We start from the raw sequence: 23,058 nt of genomic DNA, 5'->3' as shown, positions 1-23,058 counted from the left end.
CGTGTCAACCATGAACCGTCGCCCGCTGCAGCAGGTCGTCCTCGGCATCCTCATCGTCGCGGTCGGGGTCGCCGCGCTGCTGGGGGCCCTCGACATCGTCGACGTGAGCCTCGGCGAGATCCTCGGCACCTGGTGGCCGATGGCGATCATCGTGGTCGGCTTCACGTCTCTGCTGGGCACCCCGAGAGCGTGGATCGGTCCGGTCGGGGTGATCGCCGTCGGGACCTTCCTCATGCTCTCGAACCTCGGCCTGGTCGAGGTCGACGTCTGGGAGCTCCTGTGGCCCGTCGCGATCATCCTGGTCGGTCTGTCGTTGATCACCCGGTTCGGCTCGCACGGGACCGACGAGCAGATGATCAACTCCGCGGTGATGTGGTGGGGGTCCGAGCGCCGGACGACGTCGCAGGACTTCCGGGGCGGGAGCCTCAGCGCGATCATGGGCGGCATCGACGTGGACCTGCGCCAGGCCGACATCGTCGAGCATGCGGAGGTCTCGGTCTTCGTCTTCTGGGGTGGCGTCGAGATCAAGGTGCCGCCGACCTGGCGGGTCCAGGCCGGCGGGCTGCCCGTGCTCGGCGGCTGGGAGGACAAGACCGTCGTGCCGGCCGATCCCAACGCCCCGGTTCTCGTGGTCAACATCACGGCGATCATGGGTGGCGTCGAGGTCAAGAACTGACCGGACGTCGGCCCTGGTGCGGCCTGGCCGATCCCCGGACCGCAGCCGCTCGGCGGGCTAGGACGTGTCTCCCAAGTGCGGCGTGGCGTAGCTGCAAGCGGACGGCGTTCGACAACATGGATGCTGTGAGGGCGGGAGGTAGGTATGCGTGCCAGACGTCGGCAGGTCGCCGCTGCGGGCGGACTCCCGCTGATGGTTGTGGTGGCGCTCCTTGCTGGATGCGCGGCGGGGGTGCCGGCGGAGATACCGGAAGCCGGAGAGGACGACGTCTGGGTCGTCGGCATCGGCTACCCGCAGGGCGAGTGGGCCGGGTGTTTCGAGGACGACTCCGTCGCAGAGGCGTTGATGACCGCCGACATGCCCGCCTCCAGTGCGACGGCCACCTTCACACGTGGGGCGCGTGAGGAGGATGTCCGCCGGGTTTTGGGCTGCCTGGACCGGTCCCTCACAGGGGGCGCCGTCACCGTGACGACCCGGTCGGACTGATGCTGCAGACCACGGCTGCCCACCGTCAGGTGACTCTGCGTCTACGTGCGTAGCCAGGTGAGGATGGCGGCCAGGATGACGGCGCCGCGGTAGTTGATGGCGTGCTTGTCGTAGCGGGTGGCGAGCCCGCGCCACTGCTTGAGCAGGCAGAAGGCGCGTTCGACGACGTTGCGGCCCTTGTAGAGAACGGGGTCGTAGGTAACCGGTCGTCCACCGCGGCGCCCGCGGCGCTTGCGGTTGCCTTGCTGGTCGCGTGGCTCGGGGATGACCGCCACGACGCCGCGGCGGCGCAGCTCGGTGCGGATCGCCCGCGAGGAGTACGCCTTGTCGGCCAGGACCGCGTCGGGTCGGGTGCGCGGGCGACCCGGACCCGGGCGTGGGACCCGGATCGCGTTCAGCACGGGCAGGCACATCGGTGCGTCACCGCTTTGACCTGGGCCGATCAGGACCGCCAACGGCCGTCCCTTGCCGTCCACGGCGTGGTGGATCTTGGTGCTCAACCCGCCGCGGGACCGCCCGATCGCATGATCACCGGGCTCGGTCCGCAGATTCGTGTGATTCGGCAGATCCCCCTGTGAGGCGCGGCAGGGTCGTCGCGTGCTGATGGGCACGGTTGATCGTGGAGTCGATGCTGACCGCCCAGTCGATGTCCCCGGCAGCGTCGGCCTCGGCCAGCAGTGAGGTGAAGATCTTGTCCCACGTGCCGTCCGCGCTGAACCGCTTGTGGCGCTTCCAGAGCGTCTGCCACGGCCCGAACCGCTCGGGCACGTCCCGCCACGCGAGCCCGCAGCGATACCGGAACACGATGCCCTCGACCACCTGCCGGTGATCCCGAAACGGTCGAGAACGGCCCCTGACCTGCGGCATCAGCGGTGCGATCCGCTCCCACTGGGCTTCACTGAGTTCCTGCCTACGACTCACCCGACCAGCATCAACGCCCAGACCCGCTCAACTAGGGAGACACGCCCTAGGTGCCCGACCGGCCCACCCCGACGGCCGCGACCTCGGGATGCGGGTAGGCGTGCACGACGACCTCGCCGAGCCGGGGGACCCGCGACCTGACGGTGCGCTCGGCCGCGTGGGCGATCGCGTGCGCGTCGGTGAGCGTGGTTGCCGCCGCGATGTCCAGCTCGGCGTCCGCGTGCAGCTCGTGACCGACCCAGCGCATCCGGACGCGCCGGACACCCTCGACACCGGGGACCGACGCGAGCACGTGCTCCGCACGGTGGACGAGCTCGGGGTCGACGCCGTCCATCAGGCGGCGGAAGACGTCGCGCGCCGCGCTGCGCAGCAGGACGAGGATGGCGGCCGTGATCACCAGGCCGATGAGCGGGTCGGCGAGCGGGAAGCCTGCCGCGACCCCCAACGCCCCGACGAGGACCGCGAGCGACGTGAGGCCGTCGGTCCGGGCGTGCAGACCGTCCGCGATCAGGGCTGCCGAGCCGATCTGGCGTCCGACCCGGATCCGGTAGACCGCGACGGCCTCGTTGCCGGCGAAGCCGATCACGCCGGCGACGGCGACCCACCACACGTTCTCGATGGCGACCGGGTCGATGAGCCGACGGACGGACTCCACACCGGCGACGACTGCCGACAGGGCGATCATCGCGACGATGAACAGACCGGCGAGGTCCTCCGCGCGACCGAAGCCGTAGGTGTACCGACGGCTCGGTGCACGACGGGCGAGCGCGAAGGCTATCCACAGGGGGATCGCGGTCAACGCGTCGGAGAAGTTGTGCACGGTGTCGGCGAGCAGGGCGACCGATCCGGTGACCCCGACGACCGCGAGCTGCAGCACGGCCGTCACGCCGAGCGCGACCAGGCTCACCTTCACCGCTCGGATGCCGCGGGCGCTGCCCTCCAGGGCGTCGTCGACGGAGTCGGAGGGGTCATGGCTGTGCGGTGAGAACAGGCCGTGGAACACCCCACGGAGCCCTGTCGGGTGGTCGTGCCCGTGGTCGTGGTCGTGCCCGTGGTCGTGGTCGTGCGCGTGGTCGTGGTCGTGCGGTCGCTCGGTCATGAGGTCTCCTCGCCGCTGCGGGCGGTCAGGGGTGCCCGCGCCGGGGCGGGGTCACGGTGATGGCTCGGCGCGTCGGAGGACGCGTGCTCGGCGTTGTGGACCGCATCGGTCACGAGCTGCTCGATGTGGTCGTTGGCGACGCGGTAGTAGACGCTCGTGCCGACCCGGCGGGTCTGCACGAGCCGGGCCATCCGCAGCTTGGCCAGGTGCTGGGAGACAGCGGCTGCCGGCTTGCCGACCTGCGCAGCGAGCTCGTTGACCGGCAGCTCCTGGCCGATCAGCACCCACAGCAGCCGAACCCGGGTCGGGTCCGCGAGCATGCGGAAGACCTCGACCGCGAGCAGGACCTGGTCCTCGTCGAGCGCCGGTCTATGCTGCGTATCTGCATCCATATGCAGATAGTAGACCAGGCGCCCGACGGCAGTCGATCAGCCGTCCAGGGACCCGTGGTGGTCGCGGTGTGCGACATGGGCACTCTCGATGAGCTCGAACAGCTCGTCGTGCTCGGCCAGCATGGCCGGCCGGGTCGTGCGGAGCGCGAGCACCTGGGCCTCCTCGTGCAGGAGCGCGGCGTAGATCCGCTGCCGCTCCGCCGGGTCGGAGGTGTACTCCAGGTCGAGGTACGAGGCGGCGTGCCGACGGGCGTTGGCGAGCGCGTTGCGCGCCTTGCCCTCGGGGCTCAGGACCGAGGCGAGCACCGTCACGACGAGGGTTCCTACGATCACCGTCAGCGAGAGGCCGGTGCTGATCTCGATGACCGGGACGGGCCCGCCATCGTTGACGAACGGCAGGTTGTTCTCGTGCAGCGCGTGCAGGATCAGCTTGACCCCGATGAAACCGAGGATCGCGGCGAGGCCGTACGAGAGGTAGATCAGCCGGTCGAGGAGGCCGTCGATCAGGAAGTACAGCTGGCGCAGGCCCATCAGCGAGAAGGCCGTCGCGGTGAACACGACGTACACGTTCTGCGTCAGACCGAAGATCGCCGGGATCGAGTCGAGCGCGAACAGGATGTCGGTGCCGCCGATGGCGACCATGACGAGCAGCATCGGCGTCAGGGCGCGACGGCCGTCCTTGATCGTGAACAGCCTGTCCCCGTCGTAGTGGTCCGTCGTGTGGAAGACCCTCTTGGCGAGCCGGATCACGAAGTTGTCGGCGGAGTGCTCCTCCTCGCCCTCGGGCTTGAGCATGTTCCCTGCGGTCAGGAGCAGCACCAGGCCGAAGAGGTAGAACACCCACGCGAAGCTGTTGATCAACGCCGCACCGAGCAGGATGAATCCGCTGCGTGCGATCAGGGCCAGGACGATGCCGAACAGCAGGACCTTCTGCTGGTCGTCCCGTGGGACCCGGAACGCGGAGATGATGATGAGGAAGACGAAGAGGTTGTCGACCGAGAGCGCCTTCTCGGTCACGTAGCCGGCGAAGTACTCCGACCCCATCTGGCCGCCGCCGAGGATGGCGACCCCGACGCCGAAGAGCAATGCGAGCCCGACGTAGACCGACGACCAGATGGCTGCCTCGCGCAGGGTCGGGGTGTGTGCCTTGCGGACGTGGAAGACGAAGTCGAACGCGAGCAGGGCGAGGATCGCCAGGATCGTCAGCGTCCAGACGAGCGGGGTGACCGTCATGGGACCAGCTCTCTCTCAGTGGGCGTCGGGCTCGGGGCGCGGGGCGCGGGTGCTGTGGACGTCAGGGTCGCCGGACGTCAGGGTCATCAACGCGCGTGCCTGCCGATCGGTTCCGCCGTGCGGCTGACGTCCAGGTCGGGTCGGTGGGACTCGCAGGATCCGCCATGCCCTGAGTGAACGGGGACCGATGCCGGTCGTCAAGCGGCGGCGTGCCGCGTGGCCCACTCGTGGTCACGTCGTGGTTAGGTGTGGCCTGCGGGAACACGACGACGAAGGGCAAGAGAGCACCATGAGCAGGGCTGCATCGCGACCGGTATGCCGAGACGTCCTCAGGGCATGGCGGAGGGCACGGGTGTGAGTGCGCTGGAGATCGATCACGTCAACAAGTCCTACGGTTCGCTGCGCGCCCTGCGCGACCTGACCTTCGATGTCAAGGCCGGTGAGATCTTCGGCTTCGTCGGCTCGAACGGGGCAGGCAAGACGACGGCGATGCGGATCATGCTCGGTGTCCTCGCCGCGGACTCCGGGCAGGTGCGCTGGAACGGTCGAGAGCTGGACCTGGAGGCTCGCCGCCGGGTCGGGTACATGCCGGAGGAGCGTGGCCTCTACCCGAGGATGAAGGTCGGTGAGCAGCTGCGCTTCCTTGCGGGCCTGCACGGGATGACGCCGGCAGACGCCGCGACCGCCGTCGACAGCTGGACCGACCGGCTCGGGGTCGGGCACCGGCGTGGGGACAACGTCGAGAAGCTCTCGCTCGGCAACCAGCAGCGCGTCCAGCTGGCCGCGGCCCTGATCCACCACCCGGACGTCCTGGTCCTGGACGAGCCGTTCTCCGGGCTCGACCCGGTGGCGGTCGACGTGATGAGCGCCGTGCTGCGCGAGCGGGCCGACGCCGGGGTGCCGGTCATCTTCTCCTCGCACCAGCTCGACCTCGTCGAGCGGCTCTGCGACCGGGTCGGCATCATCCGCTCGGGCCAGATGGAGGCGCTCGGCACGATCGAGGAGCTGCGCTCGACGGATCGCCGTCGGTGGCTCCTCGACGTCGACGTCGAGACGTCGGTACTCGTCGGGCTGCTCGAGCAGGTCCCCGGCGCCGTGGTCACGCCGGTGGCCGACCGGCCGGGGGCAGCAGTCGTCGAGCTCGACGCCCCGGGCGGCGAGCAGGAGCTGCTCACCGGGGCCCTGCGCCTCGGGGTGGTCCGCGAGTTCTCGCGGGTGCGTCCCACCCTGGTCGACCTCTTCCGCGACGTGGTTTCCGCGGACGAGCCCGAGCACCACGACGAGGCCGTGGGCGGCCGTGGCACCCGACGCACGTACGGCCGGAAGAAGGTGGCGTCATGAGGACCCGCAGCGTCGTGTGGATGGTGGCGTGGCGCGAGATCAAGACGCGCATGCTCACCAAGGCGAACATCATCTCGATGGCCGTGATGCTCCTGCTCATCGTCGTCGGCTCCGTTGTGGGCAACTACTTCCTCACCCGCGACAGCGCGCCGCCGACGCGCCACATCGCGGTCGAGCAGGCCCTCTCGGGGCTCGAACCGCACCTGGTGACGGCCGCCGCCGAGCAGGAGATCGACCTCGAGATCACGACGATGACGGCGGCCGAGGCGGAGCAGGCCCTCGCCCCCGACGACGGTGAGAGCACGCTCGACGCCTTCCTGACCGGCGACCCGGCCGCGCCGACCATGGTCGTGGCGAGCGAGACCAGGGCCGACGTCCTTGCCGTGGTCAGCGCGGCCGTCCGCACGTACGTCATCACCGACCAGATCGGCGCCCTCGGCGGTGACCCCGGCAACTTCGAGCAGGCGATGGCCGGTGCCGTCCCGCAGGTGGAGCCGCTGGAGCAGCCGGACATGGGAAGGTTCGACGGGCCGGCCTACGGCGTGTCGATGGTGATGATCTCGCTGCTGCTCTTCGCCCTGATCAGCTCCGGCTCGGTGATCGCGATGGGCGTCGTCGAGGAGAAGACCTCACGCGTGGTCGAGATCCTGCTCTCGACGATCAAGCCGACCCAGCTGCTGGCCGGCAAGATCCTCGGGATCGGCATCTTCGGCATGTTCCAGATCGTCGTGCTGGGCGGAGCGATGGCCCTCGCGCTGGTCGCGCTCGGTCTCACGGACGACCTCGAGATGAACCTCGGCGCTGCGCTGATCATGCTGATCGTCTGGTTCCTCATCGGCTACGCGATCTTCGCGCTGCTCTTCGGCGGGTTCGCTGCGCTGGTCTCCCGTCAGGAGGACATCGGCTCGGTCACGACCCCGCTCATGTTCATGCTCTTCGTGCCGTTCTACACGACGATGTTCCTCGTGCCGGAGGACCCCAACGGGTCGGTCGTGCGGGTCCTGTCGCAGATCCCGCTCTTCGCGCCGTTCATGATGCCGGTCCGGGACGCCTTCGGTGGCCTCCTCGGGTGGGAGCTCGCCCTGTCCGTGGTGATCGCGCTCGCCACCATCCCCGTGCTGATCTGGGTGGCCGCCCGGGTGTACCAGCGCGGTGTGCTGCACACCGGTGGTCGGATGAAGCTGGCCGAGGCGCTCAAGGGCTGAGGTCGGTTGGTCGGGGTGAATCTCCACATAAGGGTTGAAATCGGGCGACACCAGTGCTTGTGTGGCAGGACACCCTAAGAGCGCGATCCGGAGCGAGCGAGCAGGCGTCGATCCAGGTCCCGCACGCCCCAGGTGCGTGCGTCGACGAGCCGGTCGACCTGCGGACCGCCGCGAGATGGCCGAGGACCAGGATGGCACGAGGTCGGGAACCCGCCCGCCCATCCGGGCAGCGTCCAGCCGGACGGGTTCGCCGGCCCGCGGAGCTCGGGCTCGTCGCCGTGCTCGTGGTCAGCGTCCTGACGGGTCCGGTGAGCGCCGACGGCGCCGCCGCGAACCCGACCGGGGACGCAGGTCCAGATCGCGCGGCCCAGGCTCTCCGGGTGGCGTCGGCCCGTACCGGTGCGCAGGCCGCCGCCGTGACGACCCGGCTCACGGCACAGGCACGGGCCTACGTGCGGGTCGAGCGCGCCGACGCGTCGGTTCTCGCCGCCGCCGCCCTCGACTGTGCGGATGATGCGCTCGAGGCGGCGGAGCCGGGCGTCGATCCCGAGCGGCTGGCGGAGCTCGACCAGGCGGCAGCGGCGTTGGCCGACCTGGCCCGCGGATCATGGCCGGGCCGCGATCGGGGACAGCGAGGTGTGATGCTCCCGGAACCGACCGATGTCGAGGTCGTCGCCGGGATCCGGGCCACCGCGAGCGAGATCTTCGGGCTGTCGATGCACATCGGTGCCGCCACGCTCAACGCGGTCGACGACGGTGCGGCGGCGCGCCTCGCCTCGCTGACCGTCGCGTCGGAGTCCGCCGCTGCGGCCGATCGGGCGGTCGCGGCCTTCAGCGGGACGGAGCTGACGCCGCTCCCGCTCAGCGTCTGGCCGAACGGCGAGTTCCCGACGCAGATGCTGTGCAACCTGACCTTCGCCACCGACGCGCTCCTGCGGTGCGACGCCGCCGTCGCGCTCGAGCGCCTCAACGAGCGGTACCGCGCCGACGTCGGTACCGACCTCGTGATCGTCAGCTCGTACCGCAGTCTCGCCGACCAGGTGGCCGTCGCCCAGGCGCGGGGCGCCCTCGCGGCCCGGCCCGGGACGTCGAACCACGGTCTCGGGATCGCCGTGGACGTCGGCGGAGTGGGTGGTGTGGGGGTGTTCGACGCCCCGGGCTACCTGTGGCTCAAGGTGCACGCCCAGGCGTTCGGGTGGCACCATCCCCGCATCATGGAGCCGGGCGGCACCGGACCGCTGGAGCCCTGGCACTGGGAGTTCGGTCCACCGGAGCCGGTACACGTCCCCGCTCCGGTGCAGGTCCCCCCGCAGGGCTGATCTGTCAGGCCCGGCCCGGTCAGGTTCGGCGTACCGGGGATCCCGGCCCGCCGGCCTATGCGGTGCGCTCGAAGGCGTCGGGGACGCCGTCGGCGTCGGTGTCGATGCGTTCGAGCTCCTCGATGCGCCGGTAGGTGCGGTTGCGGGAGCGCAGCAGGACGGCGGCCAGGAGGGCGGCGGTCACCGAGCCGACCAGGACGCCGATCTTGACGTGCTCGTCCTGGGCGGTCCCGGCGCCGAAGGCGAGCTCGCCGATCAGCAGCGAGACCGTGAAGCCGACACCGCCGAGCATCGCGATGCTCAGCACGTCGAGCCAGCGCAGGCTCGCGTCCAGGCTGGCGCGGGTGAACCTCGCGACCAGGTAGGTCGCGCCGACGATCCCGGCGGTCTTGCCGACCACGAGGCCGGCGACGATGCCCAGCGCGACCCGGTCGGTCAGCGCGTCGACCAGGCCGGACAGACCGCCGACGGTGACGCCGGCAGCGAAGAACGCGAAGACCGGGACGGCGAGACCCGCCGAGATCGGCCGGAAGCGGTGCTCGAGGTGCTCGGCGAGCCCAGGTCCGGCTTCGGGTCCGCCGGCGGCGCGGCTGCGGATGACCGGCACGGCGAAGCCGAGCAGCACCCCGGCGACGGTGGCGTGCACCCCGGAGGCGTGCACCAGCCCCCACGTGGCCGCGGCCAGCGGGAGCAGCAGCCACCAGGATCGGATCCGTCGCTGCACCGCGACGGTGAACAGCCCGAGCGGCAGGAGCGCGGCCAGCAGCGGGAACACCTGGACCTCGCCGGTGTAGAAGATCGCGATGATCGTGACGGCGAGGAGGTCGTCGACCACGGCCAGGGTGAGCAGGAAGGTCCGCAGGGCGGCCGGCAGGTGCGTGCTGATGACGGCCAGCACCGCCAGGGCGAAGGCGATGTCGGTGGCGGTGGGGATCGCCCACCCGCGCAGAGCGCCCGGGTCCGATCCGGCGTTGACGGCCAGGTACACGAGCGCCGGGGCGACCATGCCGCCGACCGCGGCCAGGATGGGCAGCGCCGCACGGCGCGGGTCACGCAGGTCGCCTGCGACGAACTCGCGCTTGAGCTCGAGGCCGACGACGAAGAAGAAGATCGCCAGCAGCCCGTCGGCGGCCCAGGCGCCGAGCGACAGCCGCAGGTGGAGCGACTCCGGGCCGACCTCGAGGTCGCGGAGCGCGGCGTAGGAGTCTGCGAACGGCGAGTTCGCCCAGACGAGGGCCACGACGGTCGCGGTCAGCAGCAGCGCGCCACCGACGGTCTCCTTGCGCAGGATCGCGGAGACCCGCGCTGCCTCCGCCCATGAACCGCGGGCGAGCAGGACCCGGCTGGGGTGGCGAGTGCGCATGGGTGGAGCCCTTCTTCGGGGTCGACGACAACACTGCCGACCAGACTTCCCGGCGCACCGAGCACGATCCTATCGGTCGACGGGTCGAGCGAGGCGTGCGCCGATGGCTGGGAGTTCGTGCTCCGCGTGCCGCGGTGGCTGGCTAGGCTGGGTGCTGTCTGCTCGTTCGTCGGGTGGTGACTGATCCCGGAGATCGTCCCGTTCCTCGCCGAGCCGTGAGCCCCGGCGGCGCACGGCTCCAGGTCCGGACGTGATGCCCCACACCGTCGAACTCGCGTATCGGAGCCAGCATGGACGTCTTCACCCGACCGGCACACGTCGAGCCCGACCCGACCTGGAGCATCAACACGATGCTCGACCACCGCGTAGCCAAGGACCCCGACCGGACGCTCGTCGAGATCGAGGAAAGCGGTGGCTGGCGGGCCATGAGCGGGACGCAGTTCGTCGCCGAGGTCGGCGCCGTGGCCAAGGGTCTGATGGCGGCTGGGATCCGGGCCGGCGACAGCGTCGCGATCATGGCCGGGACGAGCTACGAGTGGATGCTGGTCGACTTCGCGATCTGGGCCGCAGGGGCTGTCGGCGTCCCGATCTACGAGAGCTCGTCGATCGAGCAGGTCCAGTGGATCTGCTCGGACGCGGGCGTCCGGGCCGTGTTCGTCGGGCAGCAGGAGCATGCCGACCTGGTCGACGAGATGCACGCGGAGCTCCCGCGCCTCGAGCACGTGTGGCGGATCGACGCGGCTGGCCTCGCCGGACTGCGGTCGGCCGGGCAGGGCGTGCCCGACGCCGATCTGGCCGTGCGCCGCGACGCCGTCCGGCTGACGGACCTCGCGACGATCATCTACACCTCGGGTACCACCGGCCGGCCCAAGGGCGTCGAGCTGACCCACGAGTGCTTCGTGTTCATCTCGGCGAACGTCGGCTTCGAGATGGCTCCGGCCTGCGCCCGCCCCGAGTCGCGGCACCTCGTCTTCCTGCCGCTCGCCCATGTCTTCGCCCGGCTGATCCAGGTCCTGATGGTCGGCAACGGCGCCGTGATCGGGCACTGCCCGAACCAGGCACGCCTGATCGAGGTCCTGCAGGCGTTCCGGCCGACGGCCATCGTGGCTGTGCCCCGCGTCTTCGAGAAGGTCTACGGCGGCGCTGAGCTCAAGGCCGGTGGTGGGCTCACGCTGCGGATCTTCCGGTGGTCGGCGCGGGTCGCGATCGACCACTCACGGGCCCGTGACACGGCACACGGTCCCGCCTGGCCGCTGCGGGTGCAGCATGCGCTGGCGGACCGGCTGGTGTACCGCGCGATCCACCGGTCCCTCGGCGGTGAGCTCCGGTACTCGTTCTCGGCCGGTGCGCCGCTCGGGGAGCGGCTCGGGCACTTCTTCCGGGGGATCGGTCTGACGATCGTGGAGGGCTACGGCCTGACCGAGACGACGGCGCCCACGACCTGCAACCTGATCGAGGCCAACCGGATCGGCACGGTCGGACCGGTGACCGCCGGTACCGCCGCGCGGATCGCGCCGGACGGCGAGATCCAGGTCAAGGGGCCGCACGTGTTCCGCGGCTACCACAACGACCCCGAGGCGACCGCTGAGGCGTTCGTCGACGGTTGGTTCCGGACGGGCGACATCGGGGCCTTCGACGAGGACGGCTACCTGCGCATCACCGGTCGGATCAAGGAGCTCATCGTCACGGCCAGCGGCAAGAACGTCTCGCCGGCGATCCTCGAGGACCGGCTGCGCGGACACCCGCTGGTGTCGCAGTGCGTTCTCGTCGGCGACCACCGACCGTTCATCGCGATGCTGATCGCCCTCGACGCCGAGACCCTGCCAGGCTGGCTCGCCCATCACGGTCGGCCGCCGATGTCTGTCGACGAGGCCCGGACCGACGCGTTCGTGCTCGCTGCGCTGCAGCGCGCGGTCGACCGGACCAACGAGGCGGTCTCCCGCTCGGAGTCGATCCGCAAGTTCGCCGTGCTCGACGTCGACCTCACCCTGGCGAACGGGTACCTGACACCGTCGTTCAAGGTTCGCCGGGACGTCGTGCTGGCCGACTTCGCCGAGCAGATCGACCGCCTCTACCAGGACGAGCGCGCGGCCCCGACTCCCTCGGCGTGACGGGCGCGACGGGGACGACGGGGACGACGGGTACGAGGGATCACCGACTTGCAGACTTTCGCAACTGAGAGAGTTGTGACATGATTGACCGGAGAAGTCACCGCAAGGATCCATGGGCTGAACGCCGAGAGTCGAGGGTGCTGTGCCGACACCGTTGCACCAGCTGAAGGCGGACCTGTTCAAGGCCCTGGGCAACCCGCTGCGCATCCGGGTGCTCGAGCTGCTCTGCGAGCGTGAGCACTCGGTGGGGGAGATGCTCGCCGAGATCGGTGTCGAGGCGTCCGCACTGTCTCAGCAGCTGGCCGTGCTGCGGGGTGCGGGGCTGGTGTCGAGCCGACGCGAGGCGTCGGCGGTGTACTACTCGGTGACCAGCCCGCGGGTCGCGGAGCTGCTGGCCGTGGCCCGCCGGCTGCGCACCGAGCTGTTGGGCGTGCAGATGGAGCTGCTGAGCGACCTTCGGGCCGAGGAGCTGGACGCTGCCCAGCCTGCGACGGCACAGCCACGGCGAGCCGAGCCGGCCTCGTGAGCCGCGTCGTGCGCCGGGAGCCGGTGGGCCGGCGATGAGCCTCCTGCGCAAGATCATCCGGACCGGCCGGGTCGCCGAGCCGGCGCCCCCGGCACCGTCAGCCGTCGGGGTCGACGGTGCCGAGACCACGGACGCAGCCGCACCACGGACTGCGGCACGGCTGACCGGGTCGGTGCAGCTCCGTCACGTGGACGCCGGGTCGTGCAACGGGTGCGAGCTCGAGATCGCCTCCGCCTTCGGTCCGGTGTACGACGCGGAACGCTACGGGGTGCGTCTGGTGGCGTCTCCCCGGCACGCCGACGCGTTGCTGGTGACCGGCCCGGTGACGCGCAACATGGCCGACCCGCTCCGGGCCACCTACGACGCGACCCCGGCACCGAGGCTCGTCGTCGCGGTCGGTGACTGCGCGCTCAGCTGCGGGGTGTTCGCCGGTGGCCACGGCGTCCAGGGCACCGTCGCCGACGTCGTCCCGGTCGATGTCGAGGTCCCGGGGTGCCCGCCGACCCCGGACGCGCTGATCGCAGCGCTGCGCGGGCTGACCGGCCGATGAACCTGGTCGCCACAGGCCTGGCCCTGGTCGCCGCGGGAGCCGTCGTCGGGTTCGTCCTGGTGCTCGTCGTCCCACGCAGCCGCCGGCCACTGGCGGCCGGTGGTCTGACGGCGTTGGTCGGCATCGGTGGTGTGGTCGCCGGCGTCGGCGGGCTCGGCGGGCAGGAGTGGTCGCTGACGGTCACGGGGCTGCTGCCGCTCGGTTCCCTCGTCCTGGCGGTGGACGCACTCTCGGGCGCCTTCCTGCTTCTCGTCGGTGCCGTCGCGGTCGCAGCAGGTCTCTACAGCATCGGCTACACCCAACCGGGTGGCCGGCACGCCGCCGAGGACAGCGGCACCGTCGGCACGTCCGTCGCGGCCGGGCCGGGTGCCGTGCGGCCCGCGGCGCACGTCGAGGGCGCAGCATCGCGCACCTCCCAGTCGATGCTCCCGTTGTTCGTCGCGACGATGCTGCTCGTGCCGGCCGCCGCGAGCGTCACGACGCTGCTGGTCCTGTGGGAGCTGATGGCGCTGACATCCCTCGTCCTTGTGCTCGCCGAGCACCGGTTGCGCGCCTCGGTCCGCGACGCCGGGCTCTGGTACGCCGGGATGACCCATGCCGGACTGGTCGCGATCATGCTCGGTCTGGTCGCCTTCGCCGCCGGCGCGGGCGGCGAGTCGTTCGCAGCCCTGCGGGCCGGCGCCGCGGACCTGCCGCCGTCGACCCGCTCGCTGATCTTCGTGCTGGTCTTCCTCGGCTTCGGCTCGAAGGCCGGGATGGTCCCGCTGCACGTCTGGTTGCCCCGGGCTCACCCCGAGGCACCCAGCCACGTCTCGGCGCTGATGTCGGCCGCCATGGTCAAGCTCGGTGTGTACGGCCTGATCCGGGTCGGGTTCGACCTGCTCGGCGGAGGGCCCCGGTGGTGGGGCCTGCTCGTCCTGACGGTCGGTGGCGTCTCCGCCCTCTACGGCGTCCTGCAGGCCAGCGTCGCGGTGGACCTCAAGCGGCTCCTCGCGTACTCCACGACCGAGAACGTCGGCCTGATCCTGATCGGGATCGGCGCAGCGGGCATCTTCGCCGCCGACGGGAACCGGGTCCTGGCGAGCCTGCTGATGGCCGCGGCCGTGCTGCACGCCGTGAACCACGCCGCCTTCAAGACGCTGCTCTTCCTCGGCGCCGGGTCGGTCCTGCGGGCCACCGGCCTGCGCAACCTCGACCTGCTCGGTGGGCTCGCCGGCCGGATGCCGGTCACGACGGCACTGTTCGCCGTCGGCGCGCTCGGCGCAGCGGCGCTGCCGCCCGGCAACGGCTTCGTCTCCGAGTGGATCCTCCTGCAGGGACTGATCCACAGCGTGACCGCGACCGGCTCGCCGTCCGTCCTCGTCGCCGTGAGCATCCCGCTCGCGGTCGGCGTGGTCGCCCTGACCGCCGGGCTCGGTGTGGCCACCTTCGTCAAGGCCTTCGGTGTCGGGTTCCTCGCACGACCCCGGTCCCTGATGGCCGAGTCGGCCACCGAGAGCCCGATGGCCATGCGGGCCGGGATGGCCGCTGCGGCAGCGGCGTGCCTGGGACTCGCCCTTGTCCCCGCTGCGGCCGGGGAGCCGCTCGTGCACCTGCTCCAGGTGCTGCCCTCGGTGCGCGACGGCGCGCCGCTGGCCGGCAGCGGCGTGGCCCTGCGCCTTGCCGGCATCGCCGGATCGATGTCGCCGCTGTTCATCGCCCTCGGTCTGGTCGTCGCCGGGGTCGGCGTCGCGCTCCTGTCGCGGTGGGTCTCCCGGGGTCGGGCGCGGCGGGTCGCGCCGGCGTGGGGGTGTGGTGGGGCTCGGCTCGACGCGCGGATGGAGCTCACGGCGACCTCCTTCGCCGAACCGCTCACCCGGGTCTTCGACGACGTCCTGGGTCCCGAGCAGGACATCGACGTGACGCCCTTCACCGAGTCGAGGTACCTCATCGAGAGCGTCCGGTTCCGGCAGCGGGTGCCTGATCGGCTCGAGGCACGCCTGTACCCGCCGCTGCTCGCCGCCGCCGGTCGGTGGGGTCAGTGGTCGCGCCGGCTGGCCGACGGCAGCGTGCACCGCTACCTCGCCTACGGCTTCCTCGGCCTGCTGGGCGTCATGATCGTGGTCGGGATCAGCGCATGAGTGCTCAGATGGTCGGTGCCGTCGCTGCGTCTGCCGGGCAGCTCGTCCTGGTGGTCGGCGGTGCCCCGCTGCTCGTCGGCGTGATGCGGCAGGTGCGGGCCACGGCGGAGGGTCGGGCGGGTGCCGGCATCGGCCAGCCGTGGCGCGACCTGCGCAAGCTCCTGGGCAAGGAGGCGATCCGGCCCGAGGGTTCGAGCTGGGTCTTCACCGCCGCGCCGCTGGTGCTGCTCGCCTCGACCCTGGTCATCGCGGCTGTCGCGCCCTTCCTGTCGACCATCTCGCCGGCCGACGGTGCAGCCGACCTCTTCGCGGTGGTCGCCCTGCTCATGCTCGGCACGGTGTCGCTCGCCCTTGCCGGGCTCGACACGGGGACGGCGTTCGGCGGGATGGGTGCCAGCCGTGAGATGACGATCGCCGCGCTCTCCGAGCCGACGATCCTGCTGGCGGTCTTCGCCCTGTCGGCCCGGGTGGGGTCCTCGAACCTGGCCGACATCGTGGCGGGCACGTTGACGTCACCCGCCAGGATCCTGTCCCCGGCGAGCCTCCTGGCGGCGATCGCGTTCGCCGTCGTGATCATCGCCGAGACGGGTCGACTGCCGGTCGACAACCCGGCGACGCACCTCGAGCTCACGATGATCCACGAGGCGATGGTCCTCGAGTACGCCGGGCGTGACCTTGCGGCGGTCGAGCTCGCCGCAGCCATGCGGCTGACGGTCCTCCTGGGTCTGGGTGCGAACCTCTTCCTCCCGTGGGGCATCGCGACGAGCGTCGAGCCGCTTGCCCTGCTGGTCGCGCTGGTCGCCCTCGTCGTCAAGGTGGGTGTCCTGGGGGCGGGCCTCGCCGTGTTCGAGGTGTTCATCGCCAAGTGGCGCCTGTTCCGCGTGCCGGAGCTGCTCGCCGCGTCCTTCCTGTTCGGGCTGCTCGCCGTGTCCGTGTCCTTCTTCCTCGCATGAGAGGCCCCGAGACATGGCCGACCCGACCGGTCGTCGCGCAGCCTGCCGCCGGGAGGTCGAGCACCGATGACTGAGGCCGTCTTCGTCCAGCTGCTCGACCTGATCTGCGGTGGTGTGCTGCTGACCGCCGTGCTGTCGCTCTGGCGCCGGGAGCTGGCCGCCATCGTGCGCCTGCTCGTCGCCCAGGGGATCCTGCTCGCCCTGCTCGCAGCCCTGCTCGGCGCCCGTGAGCACAGCACGGAGCTCTACGTCGCGGCCGCCGGGGTCCTGGTGCTCAAGGCGATCGTGCTGCCCGCCGTGCTGCGCCGGGTGCTGCGTGACTCCGGGGAGGCGCGCGAGGCCGAGCCGCTCGTCAACGTCACGACGTCGCTGCTCGCGGCCGCGCTGCTCACCCTGCTCGCCTACGGCATCAGCCGTCCGCTCGTGCTCCTGGCGCCGTCGGCGACCACCCGGGCCCTTCCCGTCGGGCTGGCCGTCGTCCTCCTGGGCTTCTTCGTCCTGGTGACCCGCCGCCGCGCGCTGTCGCAGGTCATCGGCTTCCTGCTCCTTGACAACGGGATCACGACGACCGCGTTCCTCGCCACGGCGGGCGTCCCGCTGGTGGTCGAGCTCGGCGTGTCCCTCGACGTCCTGCTGGTGGTCCTCGTGCTGCAGGTCCTTGCGGCCAGGATGCGTCTGACGTTCGGCCGCACCGACCTGGACGAGCTCCGAGAGCTGCGTGACTGATGGCTGACCGACGGATGGCTGACCGACAGCCGGGGACATCGACGCGCGGAAGGGCAGGTTCACGGTGATGCCGTTCGAGGAGCTGGTGCGGGTCGCTGCCGGGAGTGACCCGGTAGCCGCGGCCGTCCTCCTGGTCCCGTTGCTCGCGCCGATGCTGGTCGCGGTCGCCGCGGTCGTGGTCGGGTGGCGTCCGGCTGTCGCCTGGTCGACGGTCGCCGCGTCCGTCGCCATCCTGGGTTCCGGTGTGGTTGCTGCGGTCGCCACCAGCGACGGGTCGGAGCTGACCGTCGGCGGGATGCTGCGGGTCGACGCCCTGTCAGCGGTGATGCTGCTGGTCATCGGCGTCGTCGCGGTCGTGGCCACCTGGTCCGGGGTGGGCTACATCGACCACGAGATCGCTGCCGAGCACACCGACGCGCGGGGTGCGCAGCGCTACGGGCTGCTGGTCCCGCTGTTCCTCACCGCCATGGTGCTGGCGGTCGAGGCGAGCAACCTCGGCGTGCTGTGGGCCGCCGTCGAGGCCACCACGATCGTGACCGCCTTCCTCGTCGGGCACCGCGGTGGACGCGCGGCGGTCGAGGCGACCTGGAAGTACGTGATCATCTGCTCGGTCGGCATCGCATTGGCGTACCTGGGCACGGTGCTCGTGTACTACGCCTCGCAGCACACCGGCACCGGGGAGGCGGGTTCGCTCGACTGGACCGTCCTGGTCGCCCAGGCCGATCAGCTCGACCCCGGTGTGATGCGGATCGCTGTCCCCCTGCTCGTGCTGGGCTTCGGCACCAAGGTGGGGCTCGTCCCGATGCACAGCTGGCTGCCGGACGCGCACAGCCAGGCGCCGGCACCCGTCTCGGCCCTGATGTCCGGGGTCCTGCTGTCGGTCGCCGTCTATGCGCTGCTCCGGTACCGGGTGATCGCCGTCGCAGCCCTGGACGGGGAGTTCGTGCGGAACCTGCTGCTCGTCGTCGGCCTCGCCTCGGTGGCCCTTGCGGCATCCCTGCTGCTCGCGCAACGCGACTACAAGCGGCTCCTGGCCTACTCGAGCATCGAGCACATGGGGCTGGTCATCATCGGTGTGGCGATCGGGACCCCGTTGGCCGTGGCCGCCCTGCTGCTGCACATCCTCGGGCACGGCCTGGCCAAGGCGGTCCTGTTCTGTGCCTCGGGGCAGATCCTCGCCTCCGAGGGGACGACCCGGATCGCAGACGTCCGGGGTCTGCTCGCACGTCGGCCCGTCCTTGCGGGCTCCTTCGCGCTCGGGCTCGCGGCGCTCCTCGGTCTTCCGCCGTTCAGCCTCTTCGTCAGCGAGCTGGCTCTGGCGAGGGCCGCTGCCGACGCGGGCGTGTTCTGGGCGGTCGCCGTCGCGCTGGTCCTGCTGCTCGTGGTCTTCGTCGCGATCGCCGGCCACGCCGCCGGGATGCTCTTCGGGGCAGCGCCGTCCGGGCTCGCGACGGCGGCGCCGACGAGCACCCGGGCAGCTGCCGCGCCGCTGGTCACCGGCCTGATCGCGCTGGCGATCCTCGGTGTGGTCGCCTGGCCGCTCGACGTCCTCCTGCACGCCGCCTCGATCATTGCGGGGACCTCATGACCAGCATCCGCCGCCGTCCGCGACCGGTCAGCGCCGCCGACCTGCCGACCGAGGCCGCGGCGCTGCTGGCCGACGGCTTCCGTCTGGCGCTCGTCGCGGCGCACGAGGACCCCGACGGGTTCCGCGTGGTGTACCTGTTCACCGCCGGCTCACCCGACCGGCGGGTCGAGCTGGAGCTGCGCACGGAGCACGACGCGCCGCAGGTCCCGAGCCTGGCCGGTCTGTCCTTCCCCGCCGGCCGCTTCGAACGGGAGATGCGTGACCTGCACGGCATCGTGCCGCTGCACCACCCGCTGCCGCGACGGCTGGTCCGCCACCAGCACTGGCCGACCGGCTGGTACCCGATGCGCTCGGACGCCGGTCCGCCGCCCCCGTTCGCCTCGTCCGAGCAGACGTACCCCTTCCTGCGGGTCCAGGGACCGGGGGTCTACGAGATCCCGGTCGGGCCGGTCCACGCCGGGCTGATCGAGCCGGGCCACTTCCGCTTCTCGGTGGTGGGAGAGACCATCCTCAAGCTCAAGGCGCGCCTGTGGTTCACCCACAAGGGCATCGAGAAGCTCGCCGAGTCACGCACGCCGACGGCAGCGTTCCCGCTCGCCGAGCGCGTGAGCGGTGACACGACAGTCGGTCACGCACTGGCCTTCAGCCTCGCCGTCGAGGAGGCGTACGACTGGTCGGTCCCGAAGGAGGCCGCTCTGCTGCGTGCCGTGCTGCTCGAGCTCGAGCGCCTCTACAACCATGTCGCGGACCTCGGCGCACTGTGCAACGACGTCGGCTACTCCATCCTGCACGCGCACACGATGCGGATCCGCGAGCAGCTGCTGCGCCTCAACCAGGAGGTCACCGGTCACCGGCTGCTGCGCGGCGGCGTCCAGCTCGGCGGAGCGACGGTCATGCACCTGCCGGAGCCCGCGCTGCTGGCCGGCATCGCGGCGGAGGTCGCGGAGATCGTCGACCTCGCCCTGCGCAACAGCGTCGTGCTGGACCGGTTCACCGGCACCGCGGTGCTCCGGGCCGACCAGGTCCGGGAGATCGGCGCCCTCGGGTTCGCGGCCCGGGCCAGCGGCGTCGACATCGACGCCCGCCGGGACCACCCCTTCCACGCCGCCACGACGCAGGTCGCCTCCGTCGTGCGCACCGAGGGTGACGTCCTGGCGCGATTCCTCGTCCGTGCGGGGGAGGTGCAGGCGAGCGTCGCCCTGCTCGCGATCCTGCTGCGCGACGCCCGACCGGGAACGGTGCTGCGGGACCGCCCGCGACGACTGCCGGGCGGTCAGGTCTCCGGGGTTGGGCTGGTCGAGGGTTGGCGTGGGACCATGGTCCACCGGGTCGAGATCGGGGCCGACGGGAGACTGGCCCGCCTCAAGATCGTCGATCCATCATTCATGACCTGGCCCGCGCTCCCGGTCGCCCTCAACGGGACGATCGTCGCGGACTTCCCCGTGGTCAACAAGAGCTTCAACAACTCGTACGCCGGGAACGACCTCTGATGCTCGCACCGGCCCGATGACCTCCTCCGGAGGTCCCGAACAACAGAAGATCGAGGACATGATCTCCACACATCTCGACGACCTCACTGCGCCGCCGCCGCTGGCGCCTGGCGCGCTGCGCATCACGCCCCTCGGCGGCCTGGGTGAGATCGGCCGCAACATGACAGTCTTCGAGCACGCCGGCAAGCTGCTCGTCGTGGACTGCGGAGTGCTCTTCCCCGAGGACCACCAGCCGGGCATCGACGTGATCCTGCCCGACTTCACGTCGCTGCGGGACCGCCTCGACCAGATCGAGGCCATCGTGCTCACGCACGGTCACGAGGACCACATCGGTGGTGTCCCGTACCTGCTCAAGGAGCGGGCCGACATCCCGGTGATCGGTTCCCAGCTGACGCTGGCGTTCATCGAGGCCAAGCTCAAGGAGCACCGCATCCGACCGATGACGGTGCAGGTCGCCGCCGGCGACGTGCATCAGGCGGGGCCCTTCGGCCTGGAGTTCGCCGCGGTCAACCACTCGATCCCCGACGGTCTTGCCGTGGCGATCCGTACCGGTGCCGGGCTGGTGCTCAACACCGGGGACTTCAAGATGGACCAGTTCCCGCTGGACGACCGGATCACCGACCTGCGCGCGTTCGCCCGCTTCGGTGAGGAGGGCGTCGACCTGTTCATGGTGGACTCCACCAACGCCGAGGTCCCGGGCTTCACCATGGCCGAGCGGGAGCTCGCCCCGGCGATCGACCAGGTGTTCGCCACAGCTCCGCGGCGGATCATCGTCTCGAGCTTCGCCAGCCACGTGCACCGGATCCAGCAGGTGCTGGACGCGGCGCACACCCACGGCCGCAAGGTCGCGTTCGTCGGGCGATCGATGGTGCGCAACATGGGCATCGCCCGGGACCTGGGCTACCTGACGATCCCGCGCGGGCTGGTGGTGGACTTCAAGAAGCTCGAGTCCATGCCTGACGAGAAGGTCACCCTGATCTGCACCGGGTCACAGGGCGAGCCGCTGGCGGCGCTGTCGCGGATGGCCAACGGCGACCACCAGATCCGGGTCTCCGACGGTGACACGGTGCTGCTGGCCAGCTCGCTGATCCCGGGCAACGAGAGCGCCATCTACGGGATCATCAACAAGCTCACAGACCTGGGCGCCAAGGTGGTCCACAAGGGCAACGCCAAGGTCCACGTCTCGGGCCACGCCAGCGCCGGCGAGCTCGTCTACTGCTACAACATCATCAAGCCACGCAACGTCCTGCCGATCCACGGTGAGTCCAAGCACCTGCACGCCAACGGCGAGCTCGCCGTGCGGACCGGGGTCGACCCGTCCCGGGTGATCATCGGCCGCGACGGCGTGACCATCGACCTGGTCGACGGCCGGGCGACGATCTCCGGCAAGGTCCCGGCCGGACTGGTCTACGTCGACGGCCACACCGTCGGCCGCGCGACCGAGGACACCCTCAAGGAGCGTCGGCTGCTGCGCGAGGGCGGGGTCGTCACCGTCCTGGCCCTGGTCGACCCGGTCAGCAACTCCCTGGCCGAGCCGTTGGAGTTCCTCACCCGCGGTTTCGTGCACGACGACCGCACGTTCGACGGTGCGGCCGCCGAGGTCGACAAGGCCCTGACCAAGGTCTCGACCCAGAGGCTCGACGTCGACCAGCTCGAGGCGACCATCTCCGGCGCTGTCGGCCGGTACATCCAGCGCACCTACCGCCGCGAGCCGGTCGTCATCGCCATCGTCGTGGACGCCTAGGGGTAACGCCCGGGTGTGTCCCGACGGGTCGGTCAAAGCCCACACTCAGGACTCTGACAGGTGGTATCCAGGTAACGACCAGGCACGTCTGGTTTCCTCTCGGCGTACGTTCGATCAGAGCCGCCGCCCGGCGGACCTGATGAGGACTCGTTCCCAGGAGTACCGATGTTCGACACCATCGCCGGTCTGCCGCTCCACCCCCTCGTCGTGCACGCGACGGAGGTCGTCGTCCCGCTCGCGGCCCTGGTGCTGGCCCTCGCGGTGCTCTGGCCACGGTTCCGTCGGTGGGCCGGGTACCTGCCCCTGGGGCTTGCGGCCGCCGCCGTCGTCCTGGTGCCGCTGTCCACGCAGTCCGGCGAGGCGTTCGAGGAGCAGGTCGCCGAGTCCGCGCTCGTCGAGACGCACGCGGCGCTCGCCGAGACCCTGCTGCCCTGGACGATCGGCCTCGCGGTGGTCGCGGCGGCGCTCCTGGTGTGGCACTGGAACGAGCGCACGGCCGCAGAGCGCCGTCGGCCGACCTGGGTCCCGATCGTGCTGCTGGTCGCCGGCCTCGTGGTCGCGACCGGGACGACGGTGCAGGCCGTCCGGATCGGGCACAGCGGTGCGACAGCTGTGTGGTCCTCGGCCGGCAGCTCGTCCGGAGCCTCCGCCGGAGACGTCGACGACGACTGAGCGCACCACTCGGCGTGCACGCATGCTCGCGAGGGTGTTGCCGCACGGCGGTCGCGGATCTACCGTCGGAAGGCCGACCAGCCGACGGTCGTCTGGTCCGCGTGGGAGGCCGACATGCTCTCCGACTACTCACCCGTGCCGACCCTCGGCGTCTCGGACCTCGAGCAGGCGCGCGCGTTCTACGAGGGTGTCCTCGGGTTCGCCCCGGTCGGTGATGCCGCGGAGGGGGTGATGTACGCCGCCGGTGCCGGTCAGTTCCTCGTGTACCCCTCCGCCTACGCCGGCACCAACCAGGCCACGGCCATGTCGTTCGCCGTCCCCGCAGCCGTGTTCGACGCCGAGGTGGCGGCGTTGCGCGCCGGCGGACTGGTGTTCCAGACGTTCGAGGTGGAGGAGATGGTCTGGGCGGACGGGGTCGCGACGATGGGCGAGATGAAGGCCGTCTGGTTCGCCGACCCGGACGGCAACATCCTCAACGTCGAGACGTCACCGGAGTCCGCGACGGGCTGACCGCTCCGGCCGCCCCGAGGGCAGGCCGTCCGG

21 protein-coding genes are annotated in these 23,058 nt (G+C 71.0%); 16 read left to right on the top strand and 5 right to left on the bottom strand.

What is annotated here, in order from left to right:
* The first annotated feature begins 10 nt into the window (after nt 1-10).
* Nucleotides 11-676 carry a LiaI-LiaF-like domain-containing protein gene (locus tag K415_RS0118660; RefSeq protein ID WP_024288546.1) on the top strand — a complete coding sequence of 222 codons (666 nt, stop codon included), beginning with the start codon at nt 11-13 and terminating at the stop codon, nt 674-676.
* A 192-nt stretch (nt 677-868) separates the two neighbouring features.
* On the top strand, nt 869-1,162 hold the full coding sequence (locus K415_RS0118655) for a hypothetical protein (RefSeq protein ID WP_024288545.1): 294 nt from the start codon (nt 869-871) through the stop codon (nt 1,160-1,162).
* 41 nt (nt 1,163-1,203) lie between these two features.
* On the opposite strand, the gene K415_RS0118650 is transcribed toward K415_RS0118655, so the two are convergent.
* The 4 genes from K415_RS0118650 to K415_RS0118630 all read right to left on the bottom strand — a co-directional run bounded on the left by K415_RS0118650 (nt 1,204) and on the right by K415_RS0118630 (nt 4,807).
* A protein-coding gene (locus K415_RS0118650) for an IS5 family transposase (protein ID WP_197024758.1) occupies nt 1,204-2,083 on the bottom strand; the annotation gives its coding sequence in 2 pieces (ribosomal slippage) (nt 1,204-1,722 and nt 1,724-2,083; 879 coding nt in all).
* Between the two features lie 46 nt (nt 2,084-2,129).
* On the bottom strand, nt 2,130-3,182 hold the full coding sequence (locus tag K415_RS0118640) for a cation diffusion facilitator family transporter (protein ID WP_024288542.1): 1,053 nt from the start codon (nt 3,180-3,182) through the stop codon (nt 2,130-2,132).
* A complete protein-coding gene (locus K415_RS0118635; RefSeq protein WP_024288541.1) occupies nt 3,179-3,574 on the bottom strand; it encodes a metalloregulator ArsR/SmtB family transcription factor in 396 nt (131 codons plus the stop codon). The genes K415_RS0118640 and K415_RS0118635 overlap by 4 nt, the downstream gene beginning before the upstream one ends.
* 36 nt (nt 3,575-3,610) lie before the next feature.
* Nucleotides 3,611-4,807 (bottom strand): TerC family protein, encoded by a 1,197-nt coding sequence (locus K415_RS0118630; RefSeq protein ID WP_024288540.1) that lies wholly within the window; start codon nt 4,805-4,807, stop codon nt 3,611-3,613.
* 336 nt (nt 4,808-5,143) lie between these two features.
* On the opposite strand from K415_RS0118630, the gene K415_RS0118625 reads away from it, so the two are divergent.
* From K415_RS0118625 to K415_RS23075, 3 genes are all read left to right on the top strand, one after another.
* Nucleotides 5,144-6,148 carry an ABC transporter ATP-binding protein gene (locus K415_RS0118625; protein ID WP_051480665.1) on the top strand — a complete coding sequence of 335 codons (1,005 nt, stop codon included), beginning with the start codon at nt 5,144-5,146 and terminating at the stop codon, nt 6,146-6,148.
* On the top strand, nt 6,145-7,353 hold the full coding sequence (locus tag K415_RS0118620) for an ABC transporter permease (RefSeq protein WP_024288538.1): 1,209 nt from the start codon (nt 6,145-6,147) through the stop codon (nt 7,351-7,353). Before K415_RS0118625 ends, K415_RS0118620 begins: the two co-directional genes overlap by 4 nt.
* A 191-nt stretch (nt 7,354-7,544) precedes the next feature.
* Entirely contained in the window at nt 7,545-8,672 is a 1,128-nt protein-coding gene (locus K415_RS23075; RefSeq protein ID WP_081785104.1) for a D-alanyl-D-alanine carboxypeptidase family protein, read from the top strand.
* Nucleotides 8,673-8,727: 55 nt separating this feature from the next.
* Here the strand turns inward: K415_RS23075 and nhaA are convergent, their stop codons facing one another.
* Nucleotides 8,728-10,035 carry a Na+/H+ antiporter NhaA gene (gene nhaA / locus K415_RS0118610; protein WP_024288536.1) on the bottom strand — a complete coding sequence of 436 codons (1,308 nt, stop codon included), beginning with the start codon at nt 10,033-10,035 and terminating at the stop codon, nt 8,728-8,730.
* Between the two features lie 290 nt (nt 10,036-10,325).
* Here nhaA and K415_RS0118605 point away from each other — a divergent pair, with 290 nt between their 5' ends.
* The 11 genes from K415_RS0118605 (at nt 10,326) to K415_RS0118555 (ending at nt 23,025) form a co-directional block, all read left to right on the top strand.
* Nucleotides 10,326-12,146, top strand: a complete 1,821-nt coding sequence (locus K415_RS0118605; protein ID WP_024288535.1) for a long-chain fatty acid--CoA ligase — start codon at nt 10,326-10,328, stop codon at nt 12,144-12,146.
* A 142-nt stretch (nt 12,147-12,288) separates the two neighbouring features.
* Nucleotides 12,289-12,672, top strand: a complete 384-nt coding sequence (locus K415_RS0118600; protein ID WP_024288534.1) for a metalloregulator ArsR/SmtB family transcription factor — start codon at nt 12,289-12,291, stop codon at nt 12,670-12,672.
* A gap of 34 nt (nt 12,673-12,706) precedes the next feature.
* Nucleotides 12,707-13,222, top strand: coding sequence for an NADH-quinone oxidoreductase subunit B family protein (locus tag K415_RS0118595; RefSeq protein ID WP_024288533.1), 516 nt, complete (start codon nt 12,707-12,709; stop codon nt 13,220-13,222).
* Nucleotides 13,219-15,342 carry a proton-conducting transporter membrane subunit gene (locus tag K415_RS0118590; RefSeq protein WP_024288532.1) on the top strand — a complete coding sequence of 708 codons (2,124 nt, stop codon included), beginning with the start codon at nt 13,219-13,221 and terminating at the stop codon, nt 15,340-15,342. Before K415_RS0118595 ends, K415_RS0118590 begins: the two co-directional genes overlap by 4 nt.
* Nucleotides 15,339-16,295, top strand: a complete 957-nt coding sequence (locus tag K415_RS0118585) for a respiratory chain complex I subunit 1 family protein (RefSeq protein WP_024288531.1) — start codon at nt 15,339-15,341, stop codon at nt 16,293-16,295. The genes K415_RS0118590 and K415_RS0118585 overlap by 4 nt, the downstream gene beginning before the upstream one ends.
* Nucleotides 16,296-16,361: 66 nt before the next feature.
* Complete coding sequence (locus tag K415_RS0118580; protein ID WP_024288530.1) at nt 16,362-17,021, top strand: hypothetical protein; 660 nt, start codon at nt 16,362-16,364, stop codon at nt 17,019-17,021.
* A gap of 67 nt (nt 17,022-17,088) precedes the next feature.
* A complete protein-coding gene (locus K415_RS0118575; RefSeq protein WP_024288529.1) occupies nt 17,089-18,609 on the top strand; it encodes a proton-conducting transporter membrane subunit in 1,521 nt (506 codons plus the stop codon).
* Nucleotides 18,606-20,099 (top strand): NADH-quinone oxidoreductase subunit C, encoded by a 1,494-nt coding sequence (locus K415_RS0118570; protein ID WP_024288528.1) that lies wholly within the window; start codon nt 18,606-18,608, stop codon nt 20,097-20,099. Before K415_RS0118575 ends, K415_RS0118570 begins: the two co-directional genes overlap by 4 nt.
* Before the next feature lie 58 nt (nt 20,100-20,157).
* A complete protein-coding gene (locus K415_RS0118565) occupies nt 20,158-21,843 on the top strand; it encodes a ribonuclease J (protein WP_024288527.1) in 1,686 nt (561 codons plus the stop codon).
* 165 nt (nt 21,844-22,008) lie between these two features.
* A complete protein-coding gene (locus K415_RS0118560) occupies nt 22,009-22,515 on the top strand; it encodes a DUF2231 domain-containing protein (protein ID WP_024288526.1) in 507 nt (168 codons plus the stop codon).
* A 114-nt stretch (nt 22,516-22,629) separates the two neighbouring features.
* Complete coding sequence (locus K415_RS0118555) at nt 22,630-23,025, top strand: VOC family protein (protein ID WP_024288525.1); 396 nt, start codon at nt 22,630-22,632, stop codon at nt 23,023-23,025.
* Nucleotides 23,026-23,058: the final 33 nt, after the last annotated feature.

Origin of the sequence: Cellulomonas sp. KRMCY2, from assembly GCF_000526515.1 — a bacterium.
Classification (GTDB): domain Bacteria; phylum Actinomycetota; class Actinomycetes; order Actinomycetales; family Cellulomonadaceae; genus Actinotalea.
The sequence above is the reverse complement of the archived record's forward strand: the minus strand, read 5'-3'. Positions and strand labels throughout refer to the sequence as shown.